This window comes from Lactobacillus sp. UMNPBX16 (genome assembly GCF_002553775.1).
GTDB classification, from domain to species: Bacteria; Bacillota; Bacilli; order Lactobacillales; family Lactobacillaceae; genus Lactobacillus; species Lactobacillus crispatus.
Genome location: NZ_PCYU01000014.1, coordinates 97,088 through 115,746, shown reverse-complemented (window position 1 = coordinate 115,746; position 18,659 = coordinate 97,088). Strand labels below are relative to the sequence as shown.

Genomic DNA, 18,659 nt, shown 5'->3' with positions numbered 1-18,659 from the left:
AATGAGCGTATTTTCATTATTCAAAAAACAAGTTGAAGCAGCAAAAGATAAGAAAAGAATTGTTTTTCCAGAAAGCGATGATTTAAGAATTCTTACTGCCATAGCTAATTTGAAACAAGATGGCATTATCGAACCAATTTTAATTGGAAATCCAGATGAGATTGCTAAGTTAGCTAAAGAAAATAATTTAGACTTAGCTGGTGTTAAGATCTATGACCTCAATCATTATGATGAACTTGATCAAATGGCAGCGGAATTTGTTAAAGCTAGACGAAAAGATACCAGTATTGCTGAAGCAAAGCTCAAGTTAGCTCAAGGTAATTACTTTGGTACCATGTTGGTGAAGATGGGAAAAGCAGACGGTATGGTTTCCGGTGCTGCTCACTCAACGGCTAACACTGTTTTGCCAGCTTTACAATTAATTCATGCAGCTAAGGGGATGCATCGAGTATCCGGCGCTTTCGTAATGGAAAAGGGCGATGAGCGTTACATTTTTGCCGACTGTGCCATCAACATTAATCCTGATGAAGAAACTTTAGCTGAAATTGGCTATCAATCTGCTCTGACTGCCAAGATGGCCGAAATTGATCCTAAGGTCGCATTTTTGAGCTTTTCAACTAAGGGTTCAGCCGAAGGACCAATGGTTGATAAGGTACATGATGCAGCAGCTATGTTCCAAAAGGATCATCCAGAAATTCCAGCTGATGGTGAATTGCAATTTGATGCCGCTTTTGTACCTGCAGTTAGTGAAAAGAAAGCTCCAAACTCAAAGGTAGCTGGACATGCGAATGTCTTTGTTTTCCCAGAATTACAATCAGGCAATATCGGTTATAAGATGGTTCAAAGATTAGGTGGCTTCACTGCTGTTGGTCCAATTTTGCAAGGTTTAGCAGCTCCAGTGAATGACCTATCTCGAGGCTGCAGTGAACAAGATATTTATGATTTAGCAATTGTTACTGCCGCACAAGCTTTAGCAAAGGATGAAAAGTAATGACAAAGTTAGAAATTAATTCTGCTGATGGAATGCAGAAATTAGGTGCATCCCTAGCCAAAACGGCCCAGCCCCACGATTTATTACTATTAAATGGTGATTTGGGTGCAGGCAAGACAACCATGACTCAAGGATTAGGAAGAGCATTAGGCATACATCGGCCTGTTAAGAGTCCTACATTCACCATTGTGCGTGAATATCGAGAAGCTAAGTTGCCGCTCTTTCATATGGACTTTTATCGTTTGGAAAATGATGATTTATCCTCGATTGATTTGGAGGGCTATTTAGCAGAACCAGGTTTAGTGGTAATTGAATGGCCACAACTAGTAATGAATGATTTGCCAGATGAGTATTTGCAACTCACGATTACCAGAGTGGACGATAGTTGGGATTCAACTAAACGGGTTGTTGAATTTACTCCTCATGGTAAGCGCAATGAAGAATGGGTCAAAGCTGCGTTAACTGAATTTAATAAGTAAAGCAAAAATCTCTAGGATCAAAATTCCTAGAGATTTTTCATATCTGATAAACCAAATTTTTGATTGCTTCATCACCAAATTGCTCTTCTTGCTTGATTAAAATCCCAGCACATGCTTCACTATCACTTAATGCGTTATGGTGGTGCCACAATTCAACGTTTAAGGCCTCAGAAACTGTGTCTAATTTGTGGTCAGGCAGTTCTGGTTCGAGTAATTTACTGCTAGCTAAAGTGTCAATGACCAAATAGTGGGGCTCCTCAATACCGTAACGTGCCAGGCTTTGCCGCATGACATTAGTATCAAAGCGAGCGTTATGTGCGGCTACAAGCATTCCTGGTTGATACAATTCTTTAATGTGGGGCCAGACCTCTGCCATTGTTGGAGCGTTTTTAACGTCCTCAGCTGTAATTTGATGTATTTGAATATTTCGCGCGTCAAATGGCATTTGAGGATTAATTACTGTATAAAAGCGATCAACAATTTTATTATTTCTCACCATTACCAAAGCAAGTGAACAGGCACTTTCTGGATAATGGTTGGCTGTTTCAAAGTCCATTGCAATAAAATTCATAAAATTCTCCTTTTAAAAAAGTATATCATTAATATTAATGAAGCTAACGCCTTTATGCGGTAAAATAAAACAAGAAACTTTAAGGAGGCAACAGCGTGGAATTACTTGATTTGAAAGAAAAAGGGATTGATATTAAAGAGCAAATCCCATTAAGCAGATATACTTTTACTAAGACAGGTGGACCAGCTGAATATTTGGCCTTTCCTAAGACGACTGATGAAGTAGAACAATTAGTAAAAGTCACACGTGAAAATGAAATTCCATTAACAATTATTGGCAATGCCTCAAATCTAATCATCCGTGACGGCGGAATTGATGGGTTAGTAATTATTTTGACTGAATTAAAAGAGATTAAAGTAGAAGATAATCAAGTTACAGCTGATGCTGGTGCACGGATTATCGATACAGCTTTTGCGGCTGCTCATCATGGTTTGAGCGGAATGGAATTTGCTGCTGGAATTCCTGGTAGTATTGGCGGTGGTATTTTTATGAATGCTGGTGCCTATGGCGGTGAGATGCAAGAAGTAGTGCAAAGCGTTAATGTTTTAACCAGAGCAGGAGAATTTAAAACATATTCAAACGCAGAAATGAACTTTTCTTACCGGCATTCATTAGTTCAAGAAAATGGCGATATTGTATTAAGCGCCACTTTTGCACTCAAGTCAGGCGATAAGTTAGAGATCTTAGATCATATGCATTATTTAAATGCTTTACGTCGTTATAAGCAGCCACTTGAATATCCATCTTGTGGCAGTGTCTTTAAGCGGCCTACTGGGCACTTTGTTGGTCCGATGATTATTAAAGCTGGTTTACAAGGTAAACAAATCGGTGGCGCTCAAGATTCAATGAAACATGCAGGTTTTATCGTGAATAAAGGCGGTGCTACTGCAACAGATTATTTGAATTTAATTCATTTGATCCAAAAGGTAATTAAAGAAAAGTTTGACATTGACTTACACACAGAAGTTAGGATTATCGGCAAAGAAAAGTAAAATATTTTAGCAAAGACAAGCTACAGGCTGGAAGGCTTGCAGCTGTTTTTTATGTGAGGGATGGAAATGGATATTATCAAACTAAAACACATCACCAAAAAATATGATGATGGGTTTGTAGCATTAAAAGATATAAATTTAACTATTGAATCTGGTAAATTTTATTCACTACTTGGTCCTAGTGGCTCGGGAAAATCGACAATTTTGCGAATTATTGCTGGCTTTACTCAGCCATCTAGTGGTCAAGTCCTCTTTGATGGTAATGATATTACTGACCTTGATGCTTCAAAAAGACATATCAATACAGTTTTTCAAAATTATGCTTTGTTTCCACACCTGGATGTTTTTCAAAATGTGGCGTTTGGCTTGAAAATTAAGAAAAGACCAATGAGTGAAATCAAGCCAGCTGTTAAAGATGCTTTGCATATGGTTCGTCTAGACGGTTACGCTAACCGCGAAATTTCGGAACTTAGTGGAGGACAGCAGCAGCGTGTAGCTATTGCCCGGGCAATTGTTAATGAACCTAAGGTTTTACTATTAGATGAGTCGCTATCTGCTTTGGATAAACGTTTACGAAAAGACATGCAATTTGAATTACGGGCAATTCAGAAAAAGCTAGGCATTACCTTTATTTTTGTTACGCACGATCAAGAAGAAGCTCTATCAATGAGTGATGAAATTTTTGTTTTAAATGATGGGCAGATTCAACAAAGTGGTAATCCGGTAGCAATTTACGATGAGCCAGTGAATGACTTTGTAGCACGTTTTATTGGTGACTCCAATATTTTATCTGGTCGAATGATTCATGATTACGAAGTGGAATTTGCTAATAATAAATTTAAATGTGCCGATGGTGGGATGAAGCCTAATGAAAAGGTTGAAGTAGTTATTCGTCCCGAAGACTTGGATATTGTTAAACCAGAAGATGGGAAGATTGTGGTTACAGCACAGACGCAATTATTTTTAGGTGATCACTTTGAGATTAAGGCAATTGATGCCAATGAAAATGAATGGCTGATCCATTCTACTAATGGAGTTAAATTGGGACAACGTGTTGGGCTCTTTTTTGATCCAGAAGATATTCACGTCATGCGGTTAAATGAAAGCCAACACGATTTTGATGCTCGACTAGAAAAGTATGAGGCGGATGAAAATGAAAAATAAAAAGATGTTTTTTATGATTCCATATCTGCTGTGGATTATTCTCTTTGTCATTTTGCCGATTTTATTGATTCTCTGGTATTCGTTTACTGATAGTAATAACGCATTCACGCTCAGAAATTACGTTGAATTTTTTAAAAATGGTACCTTTTTAAAAATGATGCTTAATTCATTTTGGTATGCATTTTTGATCACCTTGTTGACGTTGGTAATTTCGTATCCGGCAGCGTATTTTTTAATTAAAATGAAAAACCAGCAGCTGTGGCTGTTATTGATCATTTTGCCAACATGGATTAATTTGCTGCTTAAAGCATATGCATTTATTGGCATTTTAGGTAATGACGGTTTAGTAAATAAATTTTTACATTTATTTGGTATTGGTCCCGTAAATATTTTGTTTACTGATTTTGCTTTTATTTTTGTGGCGACTTACATTGAAATTCCGTTTATGATTTTGCCAATTTTTAATGCGATTAAAGAGATTAATCCTGCAGTCATTCAGGCATCTGAGGATTTGGGTGCTAGTAAATGGCAAACTTTTTGCTATGTTTTATGGCCGCTTTCTCGTCCAGGAGTTGAAAGCGGCGTTCAGGCCATCTTTATCCCATCATTGTCATTATTTATGTTAACAAGGCTGATCGGCGGCAATCGGGTAATCACATTAGGGACTGCTATCGAAGAGTATTTTATGACCACAATGAACTGGAATATGGGGGCCACAATTGGAGTAATTTTAATCGTGCTGATGGTGGTAGTCATGTTGATTACTAGCAAAAAGGCTAGAAGAAAGAAGGTAGATTTATGAGAAACAGACATTTAATCGCTAAGATCTATCTTGTTTTTACTTTGATCCTATTATATGTACCCATTTTTTATTTGATTTACTTTTCATTTTCTAGTGGTAAAAACATGAATAAATTTGAGCACTTTACATGGGCTCATTATCAGACTTTATTTCAAGATAATCGCTTATTAGCGATATTTTTGGAAACTATCCTACTAGCGCTGTTGTCCAGTTTAATAGCAACAATTATTGGGACATTTGGTGCAATTGCAATTGCTGCGATGAAAAAAGAATCTAATAAGAAAACAACCTTAGCATTAAACAATGTCTTAATGGTGTCACCTGATGTAATTATTGGTGCTAGTTTTTTGATCTTTTTTACAGCATTGGGAATTGGCTTAAATTTTGGTTCTGTATTGTTAAGTCATATTGCCTTTTCTATTCCGATTGTGGTTTTGATGGTCTTGCCGCGACTTAATGAAATGGATATGTCGCTTATTGATGCAGCACGTGATTTAGGGGCGAATTCATGGCAGGTTTTTAGTGATGTTTTAATTCCAGTTATTATGCCAGGCATCTTTTCCGGTTTATTTATGGCGTTGACCTATTCACTAGATGATTTTGCCGTAACTTTTTTCGTTACTGGGAATGGTTTTTCAACTCTTTCAGTTGAAATTTATTCTCGGGCACGACAAGGAATCGATCTTGAGATTAATGCTTTAAGTACCGTAATGTTCATTTTTGTCTTGTTGCTTGTAGGAATCTATTATTTTATTACTACTAAAAAGGGCAGAAAGAAAAATCATCGTGTGATGGGAGGCCTAGTTAAATGAAAAAGATTATGATGGCAATTGCAGCTATTTTAATTGCCTGTGCAGGCCTTTGGGGTTTATCCCATCATTTGGAGAAATCGTCTATCGGGAAAAATAAACAAAACTTGATTATCTATAACTGGGGCGACTATCTAGATCCAAAGTTAATAAAAAAGTTTGAAAAGCAGACAGGTTATCATGTTGTCTATGAGACCTTTGATTCCAATGAAGCGATGTATACCAAAATCAAACAAGGCGGAACGGCATATGATTTGACCATTCCTTCTGAGTATATGGTAACTAAAATGCGCAAGGCTCATTTGCTTGATCAGTTGGATCAAAAGCAAATTCCTAATTTGAAATATATTGGCAAGAGTTTTTTACATAAGTCATTTGATCAAAATAATGATTATTCTGTGCCATATTTCTGGGGGACACTAGGAATTGTTTATAATGATAAATTCGTCAAGCCAGGAGCAATTAAGACTTGGAATGACCTGTGGAGTAAAAAGTATCGTAGGCAAATTTTACTAGTTGATTCAGCTAGGGATGCAATGGGGATGGCATTGGTTTCTTTAGGATATTCAATGAATACCACATCTAGTATTAAACTACATTTGGCACAAACTAAGCTTAATAGTCTGGGACCCAATATTAAGGCGATTATTTCAGATGAAATGAAGATGTACCTAGTGCAAAATGAGGCAGCAATTGGCGTTACCTGGTCTGGTGAGGCTTATGAAATGATGGAACAAAATCCTCACTTGCATTATGTTGTGCCTAAGCAAGGATCAAATTTGTGGTTTGATAATTTTGTTATTCCAAAAACTGTACAAAATAAAAAAGCTGCACTTAAGTTTATTAATTTTATGCTTGAACCTAAAAATGCAGCGCAAAATGCGGAATATGTTGGATATGCAACCCCAAATACCGCAGCCCAAAAATTATTGCCGAAAAAAGTTAGAGATGACCGGCAGTTTTATCCTACTCAAAGTACGTTGAAGAATCTACAGGTCTTTAGAGATTTAGGTCCTAAGAAGACCCAAGAATATAATGACCTATTTTTAGAATTTAAAATGTATGCACGGTAAATTGGGGCGGTTATAATTAAAGAAGAAAGGAGCAATCAATGCATTTTAATATTTCTAATCTGTTTACTTGGAATAATTTCTCCATTGCTTTAGATATTTTAATCATTTGGTATTTAGTTTACCGTTTGATCATGATGATTCGTGGTACCAAAGCAGTACAACTGGCAAAAGGGATCGTCTTTATCTTTATTGTTAGAATTATTGCCGGCTTATTGCAACTGCATGCGGTAACTTATATTGTGGACCAAATTGTTTCTTGGGCAGTAATCGGAATTATCGTTATTTTCCAGCCGGAAATTCGTCGTGGACTAGAGCGGCTAGGACGCACGCCGATTTTTAATGGCCGAGGTGAGAGTGCTCATACACAGTCGGTTAAGATGGTGCAGGAGCTCGATAAAGCGATTCAATACATGTCTAAAAGAAGAATTGGTGCCTTAATCACGATTCAACAAGATACGGGGCTAGATGATTATATTGAAACTGGAATCAAGCTGGATGCGGATATTTCTGGTGAATTGTTAATTAATATTTTTATCCCTAATACGCCGTTGCACGATGGTGCGGTAATTATTAATAATAATCGAATTGCTGTTGCGGCAGCATATTTACCACTGTCAGATAACAGCATGATTCCTAAGCGTTTAGGCACGCGTCACAGAGCTGCCGTTGGTATTTCTGAAGTTACCGATGCGGTAACGATCGTCGTCTCAGAGGAAACTGGTGGCGTAACTATTACTAGAAACGGGCGCTTTTTAGTAGATTTGTCTCGTGAAGAATATTTGAAGTATTTGAATGCTCAACTTGTTCCTAAGGAAGAGAAGAAGGTTCCATGGATTCGTCGTGTGATTAATAAAGTCTGGAAATGGGGTGCAGATCGATGAAAGACTTTTGGGATAAACGCTGGGTAATCAGAATAATCTCATTGTTGTTTGCGATCTTATTAGTGGTTTACATTGACTCTACTCAAACAGGTTTTGTTACACAGGGTGAATCTAAGAAGACACGGCAAACTGCTAATGAAACGCAGACAATTAGTGTTCCTCTGCAAGTTTCGGTTAATACAGATAAATACTATGTTGTTGGTTATCCTGAAAAGGTTAAGATAACTTTGGAGGGTTCGAATGCGTTAGTTACTTCGACTGTTAATACTCAAAGCTTCCGTGCTTATATTGATCTAACTCATAAGAAAATAGGTAAGCAAACCGTAAAGGTAGAAGTTACGGGACTAAATAGTCAATTATCTTACACGATTAACCCGGCAACAGTTAATGTTGATATTGAACGGCGAAAATCTCGTACCATGCCCGTTCAAATAGAGTATAATAAAAATGCTGTTGCTAATGGATATAATATTGGTACGGCTAGTGTTGATCCGCAGCAAGTTGAGGTTACTGGTGCTAGAAGCGAAGTAAATCAGATTGATCAGATCGTTGCCAAGTTGCCTTTACCTAATGGCATTAATCATGATTATGAGCGTCAAGTTATTTTGATAGCTGAAGATAAAAAAGGGCGTCAATTAAATGCAGTGATTAATCCATCTACAGTAAAAGCTAGTTTGCCAATATCGCTTTTCAAAAAGAAAGTTAAGCTAAATTTAAAGCCTAAAAATGAAAAAAATAATAAAGTCTATTCGGTTACTGCCAAGAATGATGAGGTAACACTGTATGGACAAAAGGAAACATTAGCAAAGATTAAGCAGTTGGATGTTGATGTAGATCTGAAAGGGATCTCATATTCAACTGTAAAGAATTACCCTTTAGTTTTACCTAAGGGAGTTGCTCGCGTTGATCCTGAAAATGTACAGATATCAATTAAAGTAAAGAATGCAAATAATTAATTTGAGAAAGGTTGTTTATTAAATGTTAAAATATTTCGGAACTGATGGTGTTCGTGGCGTAGCTAATCAAGGCTTAACTCCAGAAATGGCTTTTAAATTAGGTCGTGATGGTGGTTATGTTTTAACTAAGAACAAAAAAGACGGCGAACAAGCTAAGGTCTTAGTATCTCGTGATACTCGTATTTCAGGCCAAATGCTTGAATATGCCTTGATTTCAGGCCTTCTTTCAGTTGGGATTGAAGTGCTTGAGGTTGGCGTAATTACTACTCCAGGTCTTTCATACTTAGTACGAGCACAAGGCGCCGATGCAGGGGTGCAAATTTCAGCTTCACACAACCCTGTAGAAGATAATGGGATTAAGTTCTTTGGTAGCGATGGTTTGAAGCTTTCAGATGAAATGGAAGGCGAAATTGAAAAATTAATTGACGCTAAGGAAGATAAATTACCTCGTCCATCTGCTAAGGGATTAGGTACTGTAACTGACTTCCACGAAGGTTCAGCTAAATACTTGCAATTTATTGAAAATACTATTCCAGAAGACTTGGGTGGAATTAAGGTAGTTATTGATGGAGCTAACGGTGCTTCAAGCGCATTGATCTCAAGACTGTTTGCTGATTGTGGCGTTGACTTTACTACTATTGCAACTCACCCAGATGGTTTGAACATTAACGATCATGTTGGTGCAACGCATACTGAAAAGTTACAAGAAGAAGTTGTTAAGCAAGGTGCTCAACTTGGTTTAGCCTTTGATGGGGATGCTGACCGTTGCATTGCTGTTGATGAAAATGGTAATGAAGTTGATGGTGACCACATCATGTACGTACTCGGCTCATACTTGGCAGAACATGGTCGTTTGAAGAAAGATACCATTGTTACTACTGTAATGAGTAATCTTGGTTTTACTAAGGCTCTTGAAAAAGAAGGCTTGAAGAATGTTCGTACCCAAGTTGGTGACCGTTACGTTTCTGAAGAAATGCGTGCTCACGGCTACAATCTAGGTGGCGAACAATCAGGTCACGTTATTATGAGTGATTATCATAATACTGGTGATGGTATGTTAACCGGTTTGCATTTAATGCTCGTAATGAAGAAGACTGGTAAGTCATTAAGTGAACTTTTGAAAGACTTTAAAGATTACCCACAATGCCTAGTTAATGTTCCGGTTGCTGACAAGAAGAGCTGGAAAGAACACCAACCAATTCTTGATGAAATTGCTGCAGTGGAAAAGGATATGGCTGGAAATGGTCGTGTACTTGTTCGTCCATCAGGTACTCAAGACTTGCTTAGAGTAATGGCTGAAGGACCAACTCAAGAAGAAACTGATGCCTATGTAGACCGTATCGTTAAAGTGGTCGAAAAGGAAATGGGTAAGTAAAATCCTAATTGAATAATCGATAAGTAAAAAGTCGTGAGTTAAATCACGGCTTTTTGTATAATTAATGCTAGATGTAATTTTTAAGATCCGAGGGGTTAAAATGGCTATTAAATTGATCGCGGTTGATTTAGATGGAACTTTATTATCAAGCAATAATACTATTTTGCCAGAAACGCAAAGAATGTTGCGTGTCGCAGTACAAAATGGGATTAAGGTTGTTTTAGCTACTGGACGACCATTATCAGGAGTATTGAACTTTGCTAAGCAATTAGGACTTGAAGGTGATGATCAATACGCAATCGTCTTTAATGGTGCAGTAATTCAAACAATTTCTGGTCGTGTTTTAATGAGTCAGGAATTGAATTATCAAGACTTCAATAATATGTTGCGTTTTCAGCGTTTAAGTCATGTAAATGTACATTTTGAGACGACTAAGTATTTCATTACAACTGATCGGGATTTATCTGTGCAAATGCAAATTAATGCGGCTTTGACCGATAATATTATGAAAGTTAGAGACCGAAAAGAAATTCCAAAAGATTTTACTTTTAACAAAGTCGGTTTTACTTCAACTGAAGGAGCTGACCAGGTAGAAAAACTGTGGAATAGTTTCCCCGACTGGGCTTTTCAGACTTATGACATTGTTCGCAGTTTTGACAGTATTATTGAATTAAATGCCTTGGGAGCTTCAAAAGGTAATGCTTTAATGGATTTGGCTTCACGGCTAAAAATTGCCCAAAAAGACGTGATGATTTTTGGTGATCAAGGCAATGATCTTTCGATGTTTTCTAATCCCGACTTCATGAAAGTAGCGATGGGTAACGCCATTAGTGAGATCAAAGATAAGGCTGATTATGTTACTGATGATAATGATCACAACGGGATTGCAAAGGCTTTGAAAAAATTTGTTCTTTAGTAAAAAATTTGGATTTAGAAGTGATGTTTTATGGCAGAAACTAAAGACGATCGTAATTCTATTACCCAATCAGAATGGGAAGTTATGCGTATTATTTGGACCTTAGGAGAAGTTCGTACTGGCCAAGTAATCAAAGAACTACAAGGTAAAAAGGATTGGTCCGATTCCACAATTAAAACGCTAATGCGGCGTTTAGTGCAAAAGGGCTTGCTAAAGACGCGTAAAGAAGGCCGGTGTTTTGTTTATAAGCCGACTATTAGTCAGCGCAAAATGATGTCTGAAGTTACTTTACATATGATGCAAAACATGTGTGATATGCACAAGGGTGAGGTATTAATTCAGTTGCTAAAAGAAGCACCGCTTTCTAAGGGCGATATTAAGGCGATGCAGCAAGAACTTAAATTGAAAGAAAAGGATGCTCCTGACATGGTGCCTTGCAATTGTTTGCCATCTGAAAAAAGTAGATGTTAGGGGAAGATTTTTAGATGAAGAACATCGTCAAAATAATACTACGTTTGATAATGGTCGGCCTAGCCGCAGTATCTTTTTGGTTATTAATGACTAGCAATGTGAGTTTAAAAATAAACGATACACAGGCGATGGGCAAAGAAGTAATCAATCGAGTAGTGGATGACTCAGATAATCCTAATTTGAAGGCAGGGGTTGAGTTACTCGAAGCATCTGGTTTGGAAAAGACATTGTTAGAACAATTGCCGCCGAAATATCAAGTTAACTTATCGTATGCTGATCTATATAGATTGTGTGAAAAATATAATGATCAGGGAAAATTGACCACTAAAGATTTAGGCTTAACTAGTAAAAGTAAGTTGGAAGAAATTATCAATGAATATTTAGTCAAGCAAATTAATCATAAATTGAAGGAAGATTCAGAAGATGTGAACCATATTATTACAATTTATGAGTATTCAATTTTTGCAGTGGCTTTGTTATTTTTGTTAGCCGCAATTTTGATTTTATTTGGTCGCTCTTCGGCGTCAATTCCACTAGCACTAGCTACTATTGCTTCATTTGTGGCATTGTGGCTTGCCTCAAATGAGGCGATGACCGCATTGCAAAGTCGAGTTTATAGTGGCATTCTTGTAACTTTGTCGCAGGAGATTTGGGTTGGCTTAACAGTTGGAATTATTACGGCAATTATTTGGCCGGTTATAAATAGACTAACTAAGAGGAAGAAAAAGTAATGAAAAAAATTCTGTTTGTTTGTCATGGCAATATTTGCCGCTCACCAATGGCAGAGGCCGTGATGCAATATTTGTTAAAAGAAAATAACCTAGCAGATCAATATACTGCTGAATCTAAAGCAACTACGCAGGATGCTTTAGGTCATGGGATTGATGCTCGTGCACAACGGGAATTAGTTGCAAAACATATTCCATATGATCGTGGTCATCGTGCTAGTCAAATGACTCGCTCAGACTATGATAATTATGAATATTTAATCTGCATGGATGAAGAAAATTTCGCAGATATGAATCGCATTACTGGGGGAGATCCCAAGCATAAGGAACACAAGATTTTAGAGTTTGCTGGCTCTTATGCTGATGTCGATGATCCTTGGTATACAAATGATTTTGAAACAGCGTATAATGAAATTTATCGTGGCTGTGAAGGCTTAATTAAGAAATTAACGAAATAAAATAAGATGGGCATGAGCTCATCTTATTTTTGTACAATTAAACGGACAACATTTTCAGTTGTGCGGGTTACGTTTGTTGGTCCATCTTTTAGGGCTTGCTCAATATCTTCTGCTTTAGCAAGAATCCCGAAAATAGCGGTAAAACCCTCATCGTAGAGTTGATCAATACCTTGACCTAAATAGCCTGCTAAAGAAATAACTGGTACGTGATATTTCTGGGCTATTTTGGCAACTCCGAAAGGGGTTTTACCGAATTTAGTTTGAAAATCAGTTCCGCCTTCGCCGGTAAAAACATAGTCAGCGCCTTTGATCTTGGCTTCAAGCTTAGTTTCTTGGGCAATTAATTGCACGCCTGGATGAATACTGGCGTTAGTAAAGGCGATCAGGCCAGCGCCTAGGCCGCCAGCAGCACCACTACCAGAAATTTGGGCGACGTTTTTATCAATAGTCTGTTCAATTACTTGTGCATAGTGAGATAAATTTTGATCTAGAATTTTAACAGTTGTATCATCTGCGCCTTTTTGTGGGCCGAAGACGCTACTTGCACCATTAGGTCCAGTTAGAGGATTGGTTACGTCACTGGCTAATAAAAATTTGGTATCTTTAATACGAGGATTAATTGAAGAAAGATCAATATTAGCAATTTGATCTAAAGCACCGCCTGCTAACTTTTGGGTGATTTCATGATGATTTTGATCAAAAAATTTAACACCAAGTGCTTGTGCCATACCAGCACCGCCATCATTAGTACTGCTGCCACCAAGGCCGATAATAATCTTTTTGACGTTGTGCTTCAAAGCTGCGTTAATTAATTCGCCGGTTCCATAAGTTGTAGTCTTTAAAATTGTTTCGGGAGTTCGTTTACTTTTTGCAACATAGGAGAGACCACTAGCTTGTGCCATTTCGATGATTGCAGTTTGTCCATCACCTGAGATGCCATAATAAGCTGATACTTTTTGATTAAGCGGACCGGTAACATTTATTTGGTATTTTCGACCGTTTGTAGCATCAACGAGTGAATCAGTTGTACCTTCGCCCCCATCGGCCATTGGTACCGCAATTATTTGTGCATTGGGAATAACTTTTTGAATACCATTTTTCATTGCAATGCAGACTTCTTTTGCTGTCATGCTTTCTTTAAATGAATCAGGTGCAAGAACGAATTTCATTTTAATTACCTCGCTTTTTAGTTTATTGTAAAATATTTTGCATTTTTTCACAAAATTATATTGACACCGCTTACAATATTGGCTATTATAATAACTGTAAGTGAGCGAATTACTGATACGATCAGGTCTTAGCTATTACAAATAATGTTGCGTTGGTATATCATTATTTGTGATAGCTTTTTCTTTTTTTGCTAAGGTGGTGAATTATTATGAAATTTCTTAAAACATTTAATAATAGTGCTGCCTTAATTGAAAATAACCAAGGTCAAGAAGAAATAGTCCTAGGCAAGGGCGTAGGATTTGGTCTAAAAAAAGGTGATCCTGTTGATGAAAGCAAAATTGAACGTCGCTTCGTTACTAAAGACGAAGTGGATCAAGTTAAGGGCTTTGATCCTAAAACAATTGAAGTAACTAATAAGGTACTTCAGCTGGTCGAACCTCTGCTTCAGATTAAGTTCAATGACTTTCAGTATCTTGCTTTAGCAGATCACATTGATTTTGCAGTTACGCGAATTAAAGATCATATTGATATAGCTCCCGCTAACAATAGTTGGGAAGTTCAAAATCTTTTTCCAAAAGAATTTGCGGCAGCTAAAAAAGTGGTCAATCTAATTAATCAGGAGATGCAGATTAAATTGCCGCAGAGTGAGTCGGTTTTGATGACCTATCACCTGGTTAATGCTAAGAGTGATGTTTCTCAAGTACAAGAAACAATTCAGATTACAAATTTGATTCGTGGGATAATCGATATTATTCAATTGCAATATTCAATGCAACTTGATACGAGCTCCTTTAACTATAGTAGGTTTGTTTCGCATTTGCGCATTTTGTTAGTTAGATTTTTACGAAATAAGCAAAAGGAGGAGGCTTCACTTGATCCTGCAATGCTAGGTTTTATGAAAATCAAATATAGCAAAGCGTATGAGACAGCGGAGCGGATAACCACTTACTTACATGCAAAAATGGGATGGGATTTAGATTCAGATGATGAATTTTATCTTGTTTTACATATTTGGCGCGTAACTAGTCGTCAAGATAATTAAATATCTAAGTTACTTAGGTATGTTACTAAGAAGATTAGGCATGAACCCGAGTTACTGAAAGACGTTGAACATTTATGTTCTTTAGTTTTTGAGTAGCTTGGGTTTTTATTTTAAGGAGGAAAGGCAAATGGCTAAGAACTATGATGAATTAGCCAAGACCATCATTCAAAATGTTGGTGGCAAAGATAATGTGACCAGTGTTGTTCACTGTGCAACTCGTTTGCGTTTTAAATTAAAGGATGAAAAAAAGGCTAACGATGATGTTTTAAAAGATACAGATGGTGTTGTAACTGTTGTTAAAGCTGGTGGTCAGTATCAAGTGGTCATTGGTAATGAAGTTGCTGATGTTTACGATGCTGTTGTCAAAGAAGGCGGCTTTAATGGCGGTGGACAAGTTCCTGATGATGACGTTGAAGATAATTTTAGATTTGTGGATAAAGCCGTTGCTTTGATTTCAGGCATTTTTACAGATATTCTAGCTCCACTTAGTGCTGGCGGTATTATTAAAGGTCTAGTAGTTTTAGCAGGTGCAATGGGATGGCTATCTACTAAATCAGGTACTTACCAAATTCTATATGCAATTGGTGATAGTATTTTCTACTTCTTACCAGTATTCTTAGGGGTAACTGCAGCACGTAGATTTCACATGAATCAATTTATCGGATTAGCAATTGGTGCAACCTTAACTTATCCAACTATGGTTCAATTAGCTGCAAGTAAGACTGTTCTAGGTACATTGTTTAAAGGAACGGCTTTTGCCTCAGAGATTCACACGACTTTCTTTGGCATTCCGGTTATCACGATGAATTATACTTCTACAGTTTTACCAGTATTATTTACCGTTTGGTTTGCTTCAATTATTGAGCACTGGGCTAAAAAGTGGATTCCATCAGTTGTTCAAATGTTCTTGGTTCCAGTTGTCACTATGATTATTGCTTTACCAGTTGCATTTATAGTAATTGGTCCTGTAATGACTTGGGTTGGGGACGCAATTGGTGCAGTGATGTCAGGTGTTTACAACTTTAGTCCAATTATTGCTGGTTTATTAATGGGTGCTCTTTGGCAAGTACTTGTTATTTTCGGTGTTCACTGGGGAATCGTTGCCGTAACTACTGCAGATTTAGCCGCATTAGGTTATGACCCAATTCTAGGTTTATCTTGCATGGTTTGTTATGCGCAAATTGGTGTTGTTTTAGCTATTATCCGTCAAACTAAGGACAAAAAACTTAAAGAAACTGCTACTGGTGCATTTTTCTCAGGACTGTTCGGTGTTACTGAACCAGCAATTTATGGTATTACATTACCAAGAAAAACGCCGTTTGTTTTAAGCTGTATTGCTGGTGCAGTCTCAGGTGCAATCATTGGTGCCTTTCATTCAGTATTGTACATTATGCCATCAATGGGATTCTTTGCAATTCCGGCCTACATTAATCCTAAGGGAGGATCAATGACAACAATTGTCGGCGTAATTATTGCCGGTATTGTAGCATTTATAGCTGGTTTTGCACTTCAAATGCTCTTTGGTAAAAAATCAGTTGATGCTGAATATAATAAAAAACAAGCACAAAAAGTTGCTGACGCCGCTAATGAAGCAGCTAATATTACTAAGAGTGCTCCTGTACAAGCAATTTTAAGTGAAGAAAAGGAAAATCCTTCAACCAAATTAGTTTCACCATTAGACGGTGAAGTAAAACCATTGTCAGAAATTAAAGATGAAGTATTCTCAAGCGGTGCAATGGGGGAAGGCGTTGCTATTGAACCAAGCGAAGGTGTGCTTCATGCCCCAGCTGATGGTAAGATTGCTTTAGTTTTCCCAACAGGACACGCTGTCGGACTTAACACTACAGATGGCGCAGAAGTGTTAATGCACATTGGAATGGATACCGTTAATCTGCAAGGTAAGGGCTTCAAGACTTTAGTAGAAAAAGGTCAAGAGGTTAAAGCAGGTGATCCATTGGTTAAATTTAATATTAAAGAAATTAAGGCTGCTGGCTATGAAGTGACTACTCCAGTTGTTGTTACGAATTCTAAGAAATATGAATCTGTACAGCAAGTAGCTCAAGGTGAAGTTAAAGTTGGTCAAGAAATTTTGTCTTTGCAAGGCAGTAACGCAGAAGTTAAAACAACTGGTCAAGTTCAAACCAATTAGTCTATAATTAATGTAAATGCTTTCAGAAAAGGAGAATCATAATGTCATTTCCAAAGAACTTTTTATGGGGCGGAGCAACTGCCGCTAACCAAATCGAAGGTGCATATGATGAAGATGGTAAAGGCCTATCAGTAACAGATATTACTACTGCAGGTAGCTTAGATGCACCTAGAATGTTGACTTACAAGTTAAATGGTAAGTTAGAAAAAACACCAGGAGTTCCAGGTGCGGGACTTCCTGAAGGGGCAGTTGGTGCAATTGATCCTAATGAATATTATCCTAACCATGTAGCGATTGATTTTTATCACCATTACAAAGATGATATTAAGATGTTTGCGGACATGGGTTTCAAAACCTTCCGTTTATCAATTGCTTGGACTCGGATCTTCCCTAAGGGTGATGAGGAAAAGCCAAATCAAGCTGGACTTGACTTTTATCGCAGAGTATTTGAAGAATGTAAAAAATATGATATTGAACCTTTAGTTACTATTTCTCACTATGAAGATCCACTTTACCTCAGTGAAAAATATCATGACTGGCAAGATCGTAAAATGATCGATATGTATGTGAAATATGCTAAGACTTTGTTTGAAGAATACAAGGGATTAGTTAAGTACTGGCTTACTTTTAACGAAATCAATTCAACCCTGTTGATGCTTAGTGCTTTTGGCAATAATGTGACTGATGATAAGGCATACCAACATGCATATCAGAAATTGCACTATCAATTCGTAGCTAGTGCTCGGGCAGTTAAGTTGGCTCATGAAATTGATCCTGATTATGTGGTAGGGAATATGATTTGTGGGATCGTTGATTACCCATTAACCCCAGATCCAAAGGATATTTTGGCTAACCGCCATATGTGGGAACAAAATATTTTCTACTGTGGGGATGCACAATGCAAGGGTAAGTATCCAACATTTGCTAAGCGTCTTTGGAAAGAACACAATGTTCACTTAGACATTACTGAGCAAGATAAGAAGGATATGTTGGAAGGTAAAGTTGATATGTACACCTTTTCTTACTACATGAGCAACGTTATCACAACTCATGAAGTAAAAGATAAGGTTGGCGGTAACTTCGCCGCTGGTGCTAAGAATCCATACCTTAAGTATTCAGAATGGGGTTGGGCAACTGATCCAGATGGCTTGCAATACTACCTTGAAGTTATGTATGACCGTTACGAAATCCCAATGATGGTAGTTGAAAATGGTCTAGGTGCCGTTGATAAGATTAGTGATGATGGTAAGATTCATGACGATTACCGCATTGATTACCTTAGAATGCACATTAAGGCAATGAATCGTGCGATCGAAGATGGCGTTGATGTCCGTGCCTACACTACTTGGGGCTGTATTGATGAAGTATCAGCTGGTACCGGTCAAATGTCTAAGCGTTACGGTTTTATCTATGTTGATCGTGATGATGAAGGTAAAGGTACTTTAGATAGAATGCCAAAGGATTCTTACTACTGGTACAAGAAAGTTATTGCTTCAAATGGTGCAGATTTAGATTAAAGCTATACTAGTTAAAAAGATGATGAGACAGCAGATCTCATCATCTTTTTATTCTAAAATTAGAAGTTTTGTGTACAGGGCTGAGCAATATTTTGATAAAAATGTCAATATACCA

Annotated in this window: 19 protein-coding genes; 17 read left to right on the top strand and 2 right to left on the bottom strand. The window is 37.4% G+C overall.

Going from position 1 to position 18,659, the window contains the following annotated elements:
* Window position 1: 1 nt before the first annotated feature.
* Both pta and tsaE read left to right on the top strand, forming a co-directional pair.
* Window positions 2–991 carry a phosphate acetyltransferase gene (gene pta, locus CP367_RS04065; protein ID WP_089142993.1) on the top strand — a complete coding sequence of 330 codons (990 nt, stop codon included), beginning with the start codon at window positions 2–4 and terminating at the stop codon, window positions 989–991.
* Entirely contained in the window at window positions 991–1,470 is a 480-nt protein-coding gene (gene tsaE / locus CP367_RS04060; protein ID WP_013086076.1) for a tRNA (adenosine(37)-N6)-threonylcarbamoyltransferase complex ATPase subunit type 1 TsaE, read from the top strand. Before pta ends, tsaE begins: the two co-directional genes overlap by 1 nt.
* A gap of 37 nt (window positions 1,471–1,507) precedes the next feature.
* Here tsaE and CP367_RS04055 read toward each other — a convergent pair whose 3' ends face one another.
* A complete protein-coding gene (locus CP367_RS04055; protein ID WP_013086077.1) occupies window positions 1,508–2,041 on the bottom strand; it encodes a 3'-5' exonuclease in 534 nt (177 codons plus the stop codon).
* Between the two features lie 95 nt (window positions 2,042–2,136).
* On the opposite strand from CP367_RS04055, the gene murB reads away from it, so the two are divergent.
* The 12 genes from murB (at window position 2,137) to CP367_RS03995 (ending at window position 12,666) form a co-directional block, all read left to right on the top strand.
* The gene (murB, locus tag CP367_RS04050; RefSeq protein ID WP_013086078.1) at window positions 2,137–3,033 is read left to right on the top strand and encodes a UDP-N-acetylmuramate dehydrogenase; all 897 of its coding nucleotides are present in this window, start codon (window positions 2,137–2,139) and stop codon (window positions 3,031–3,033) included.
* A 66-nt stretch (window positions 3,034–3,099) separates the two neighbouring features.
* Window positions 3,100–4,197, top strand: a complete 1,098-nt coding sequence (locus CP367_RS04045) for an ABC transporter ATP-binding protein (RefSeq protein WP_005721487.1) — start codon at window positions 3,100–3,102, stop codon at window positions 4,195–4,197.
* On the top strand, window positions 4,187–4,999 hold the full coding sequence (locus CP367_RS04040) for an ABC transporter permease (RefSeq protein ID WP_089146326.1): 813 nt from the start codon (window positions 4,187–4,189) through the stop codon (window positions 4,997–4,999). The genes CP367_RS04045 and CP367_RS04040 overlap by 11 nt, the downstream gene beginning before the upstream one ends.
* The gene (locus tag CP367_RS04035; RefSeq protein WP_013086080.1) at window positions 4,996–5,811 is read left to right on the top strand and encodes an ABC transporter permease; all 816 of its coding nucleotides are present in this window, start codon (window positions 4,996–4,998) and stop codon (window positions 5,809–5,811) included. Before CP367_RS04040 ends, CP367_RS04035 begins: the two co-directional genes overlap by 4 nt.
* Window positions 5,808–6,881 carry an ABC transporter substrate-binding protein gene (locus CP367_RS04030; RefSeq protein ID WP_065990277.1) on the top strand — a complete coding sequence of 358 codons (1,074 nt, stop codon included), beginning with the start codon at window positions 5,808–5,810 and terminating at the stop codon, window positions 6,879–6,881. The genes CP367_RS04035 and CP367_RS04030 overlap by 4 nt, the downstream gene beginning before the upstream one ends.
* Before the next feature lie 38 nt (window positions 6,882–6,919).
* On the top strand, window positions 6,920–7,762 hold the full coding sequence (gene cdaA / locus CP367_RS04025) for a diadenylate cyclase CdaA (protein ID WP_005718712.1): 843 nt from the start codon (window positions 6,920–6,922) through the stop codon (window positions 7,760–7,762).
* Complete coding sequence (locus tag CP367_RS04020) at window positions 7,759–8,718, top strand: YbbR-like domain-containing protein (protein WP_005718713.1); 960 nt, start codon at window positions 7,759–7,761, stop codon at window positions 8,716–8,718. Before cdaA ends, CP367_RS04020 begins: the two co-directional genes overlap by 4 nt.
* Window positions 8,719–8,740: 22 nt before the next feature.
* A complete protein-coding gene (gene glmM / locus CP367_RS04015) occupies window positions 8,741–10,093 on the top strand; it encodes a phosphoglucosamine mutase (protein ID WP_005718714.1) in 1,353 nt (450 codons plus the stop codon).
* A 100-nt stretch (window positions 10,094–10,193) separates the two neighbouring features.
* Complete coding sequence (locus CP367_RS04010; RefSeq protein WP_089146325.1) at window positions 10,194–11,009, top strand: Cof-type HAD-IIB family hydrolase; 816 nt, start codon at window positions 10,194–10,196, stop codon at window positions 11,007–11,009.
* A gap of 30 nt (window positions 11,010–11,039) precedes the next feature.
* Window positions 11,040–11,480, top strand: a complete 441-nt coding sequence (locus CP367_RS04005; protein ID WP_089146324.1) for a CopY/TcrY family copper transport repressor — start codon at window positions 11,040–11,042, stop codon at window positions 11,478–11,480.
* A gap of 14 nt (window positions 11,481–11,494) precedes the next feature.
* Window positions 11,495–12,211 (top strand): hypothetical protein, encoded by a 717-nt coding sequence (locus CP367_RS04000; protein ID WP_065990272.1) that lies wholly within the window; start codon window positions 11,495–11,497, stop codon window positions 12,209–12,211.
* Window positions 12,211–12,666 (top strand): low molecular weight protein-tyrosine-phosphatase, encoded by a 456-nt coding sequence (locus tag CP367_RS03995; protein ID WP_065990270.1) that lies wholly within the window; start codon window positions 12,211–12,213, stop codon window positions 12,664–12,666. Before CP367_RS04000 ends, CP367_RS03995 begins: the two co-directional genes overlap by 1 nt.
* Before the next feature lie 23 nt (window positions 12,667–12,689).
* On the opposite strand, the gene CP367_RS03990 is transcribed toward CP367_RS03995, so the two are convergent.
* The gene (locus CP367_RS03990) at window positions 12,690–13,835 is read right to left on the bottom strand and encodes a glycerate kinase (RefSeq protein WP_089146323.1); all 1,146 of its coding nucleotides are present in this window, start codon (window positions 13,833–13,835) and stop codon (window positions 12,690–12,692) included.
* Window positions 13,836–14,044: 209 nt separating this feature from the next.
* Between CP367_RS03990 and CP367_RS03985 the strand changes: the two genes are divergently transcribed.
* The 3 genes from CP367_RS03985 (at window position 14,045) to CP367_RS03975 (ending at window position 18,544) form a co-directional block, all read left to right on the top strand.
* Window positions 14,045–14,878 (top strand): PRD domain-containing protein, encoded by an 834-nt coding sequence (locus tag CP367_RS03985; RefSeq protein ID WP_013086086.1) that lies wholly within the window; start codon window positions 14,045–14,047, stop codon window positions 14,876–14,878.
* 127 nt (window positions 14,879–15,005) lie between these two features.
* On the top strand, window positions 15,006–17,027 hold the full coding sequence (locus tag CP367_RS03980) for a beta-glucoside-specific PTS transporter subunit IIABC (protein WP_089146322.1): 2,022 nt from the start codon (window positions 15,006–15,008) through the stop codon (window positions 17,025–17,027).
* Between the two features lie 41 nt (window positions 17,028–17,068).
* Window positions 17,069–18,544 (top strand): glycoside hydrolase family 1 protein, encoded by a 1,476-nt coding sequence (locus CP367_RS03975; protein ID WP_057726474.1) that lies wholly within the window; start codon window positions 17,069–17,071, stop codon window positions 18,542–18,544.
* The last annotated feature ends 115 nt before the right edge of the window (window positions 18,545–18,659 follow it).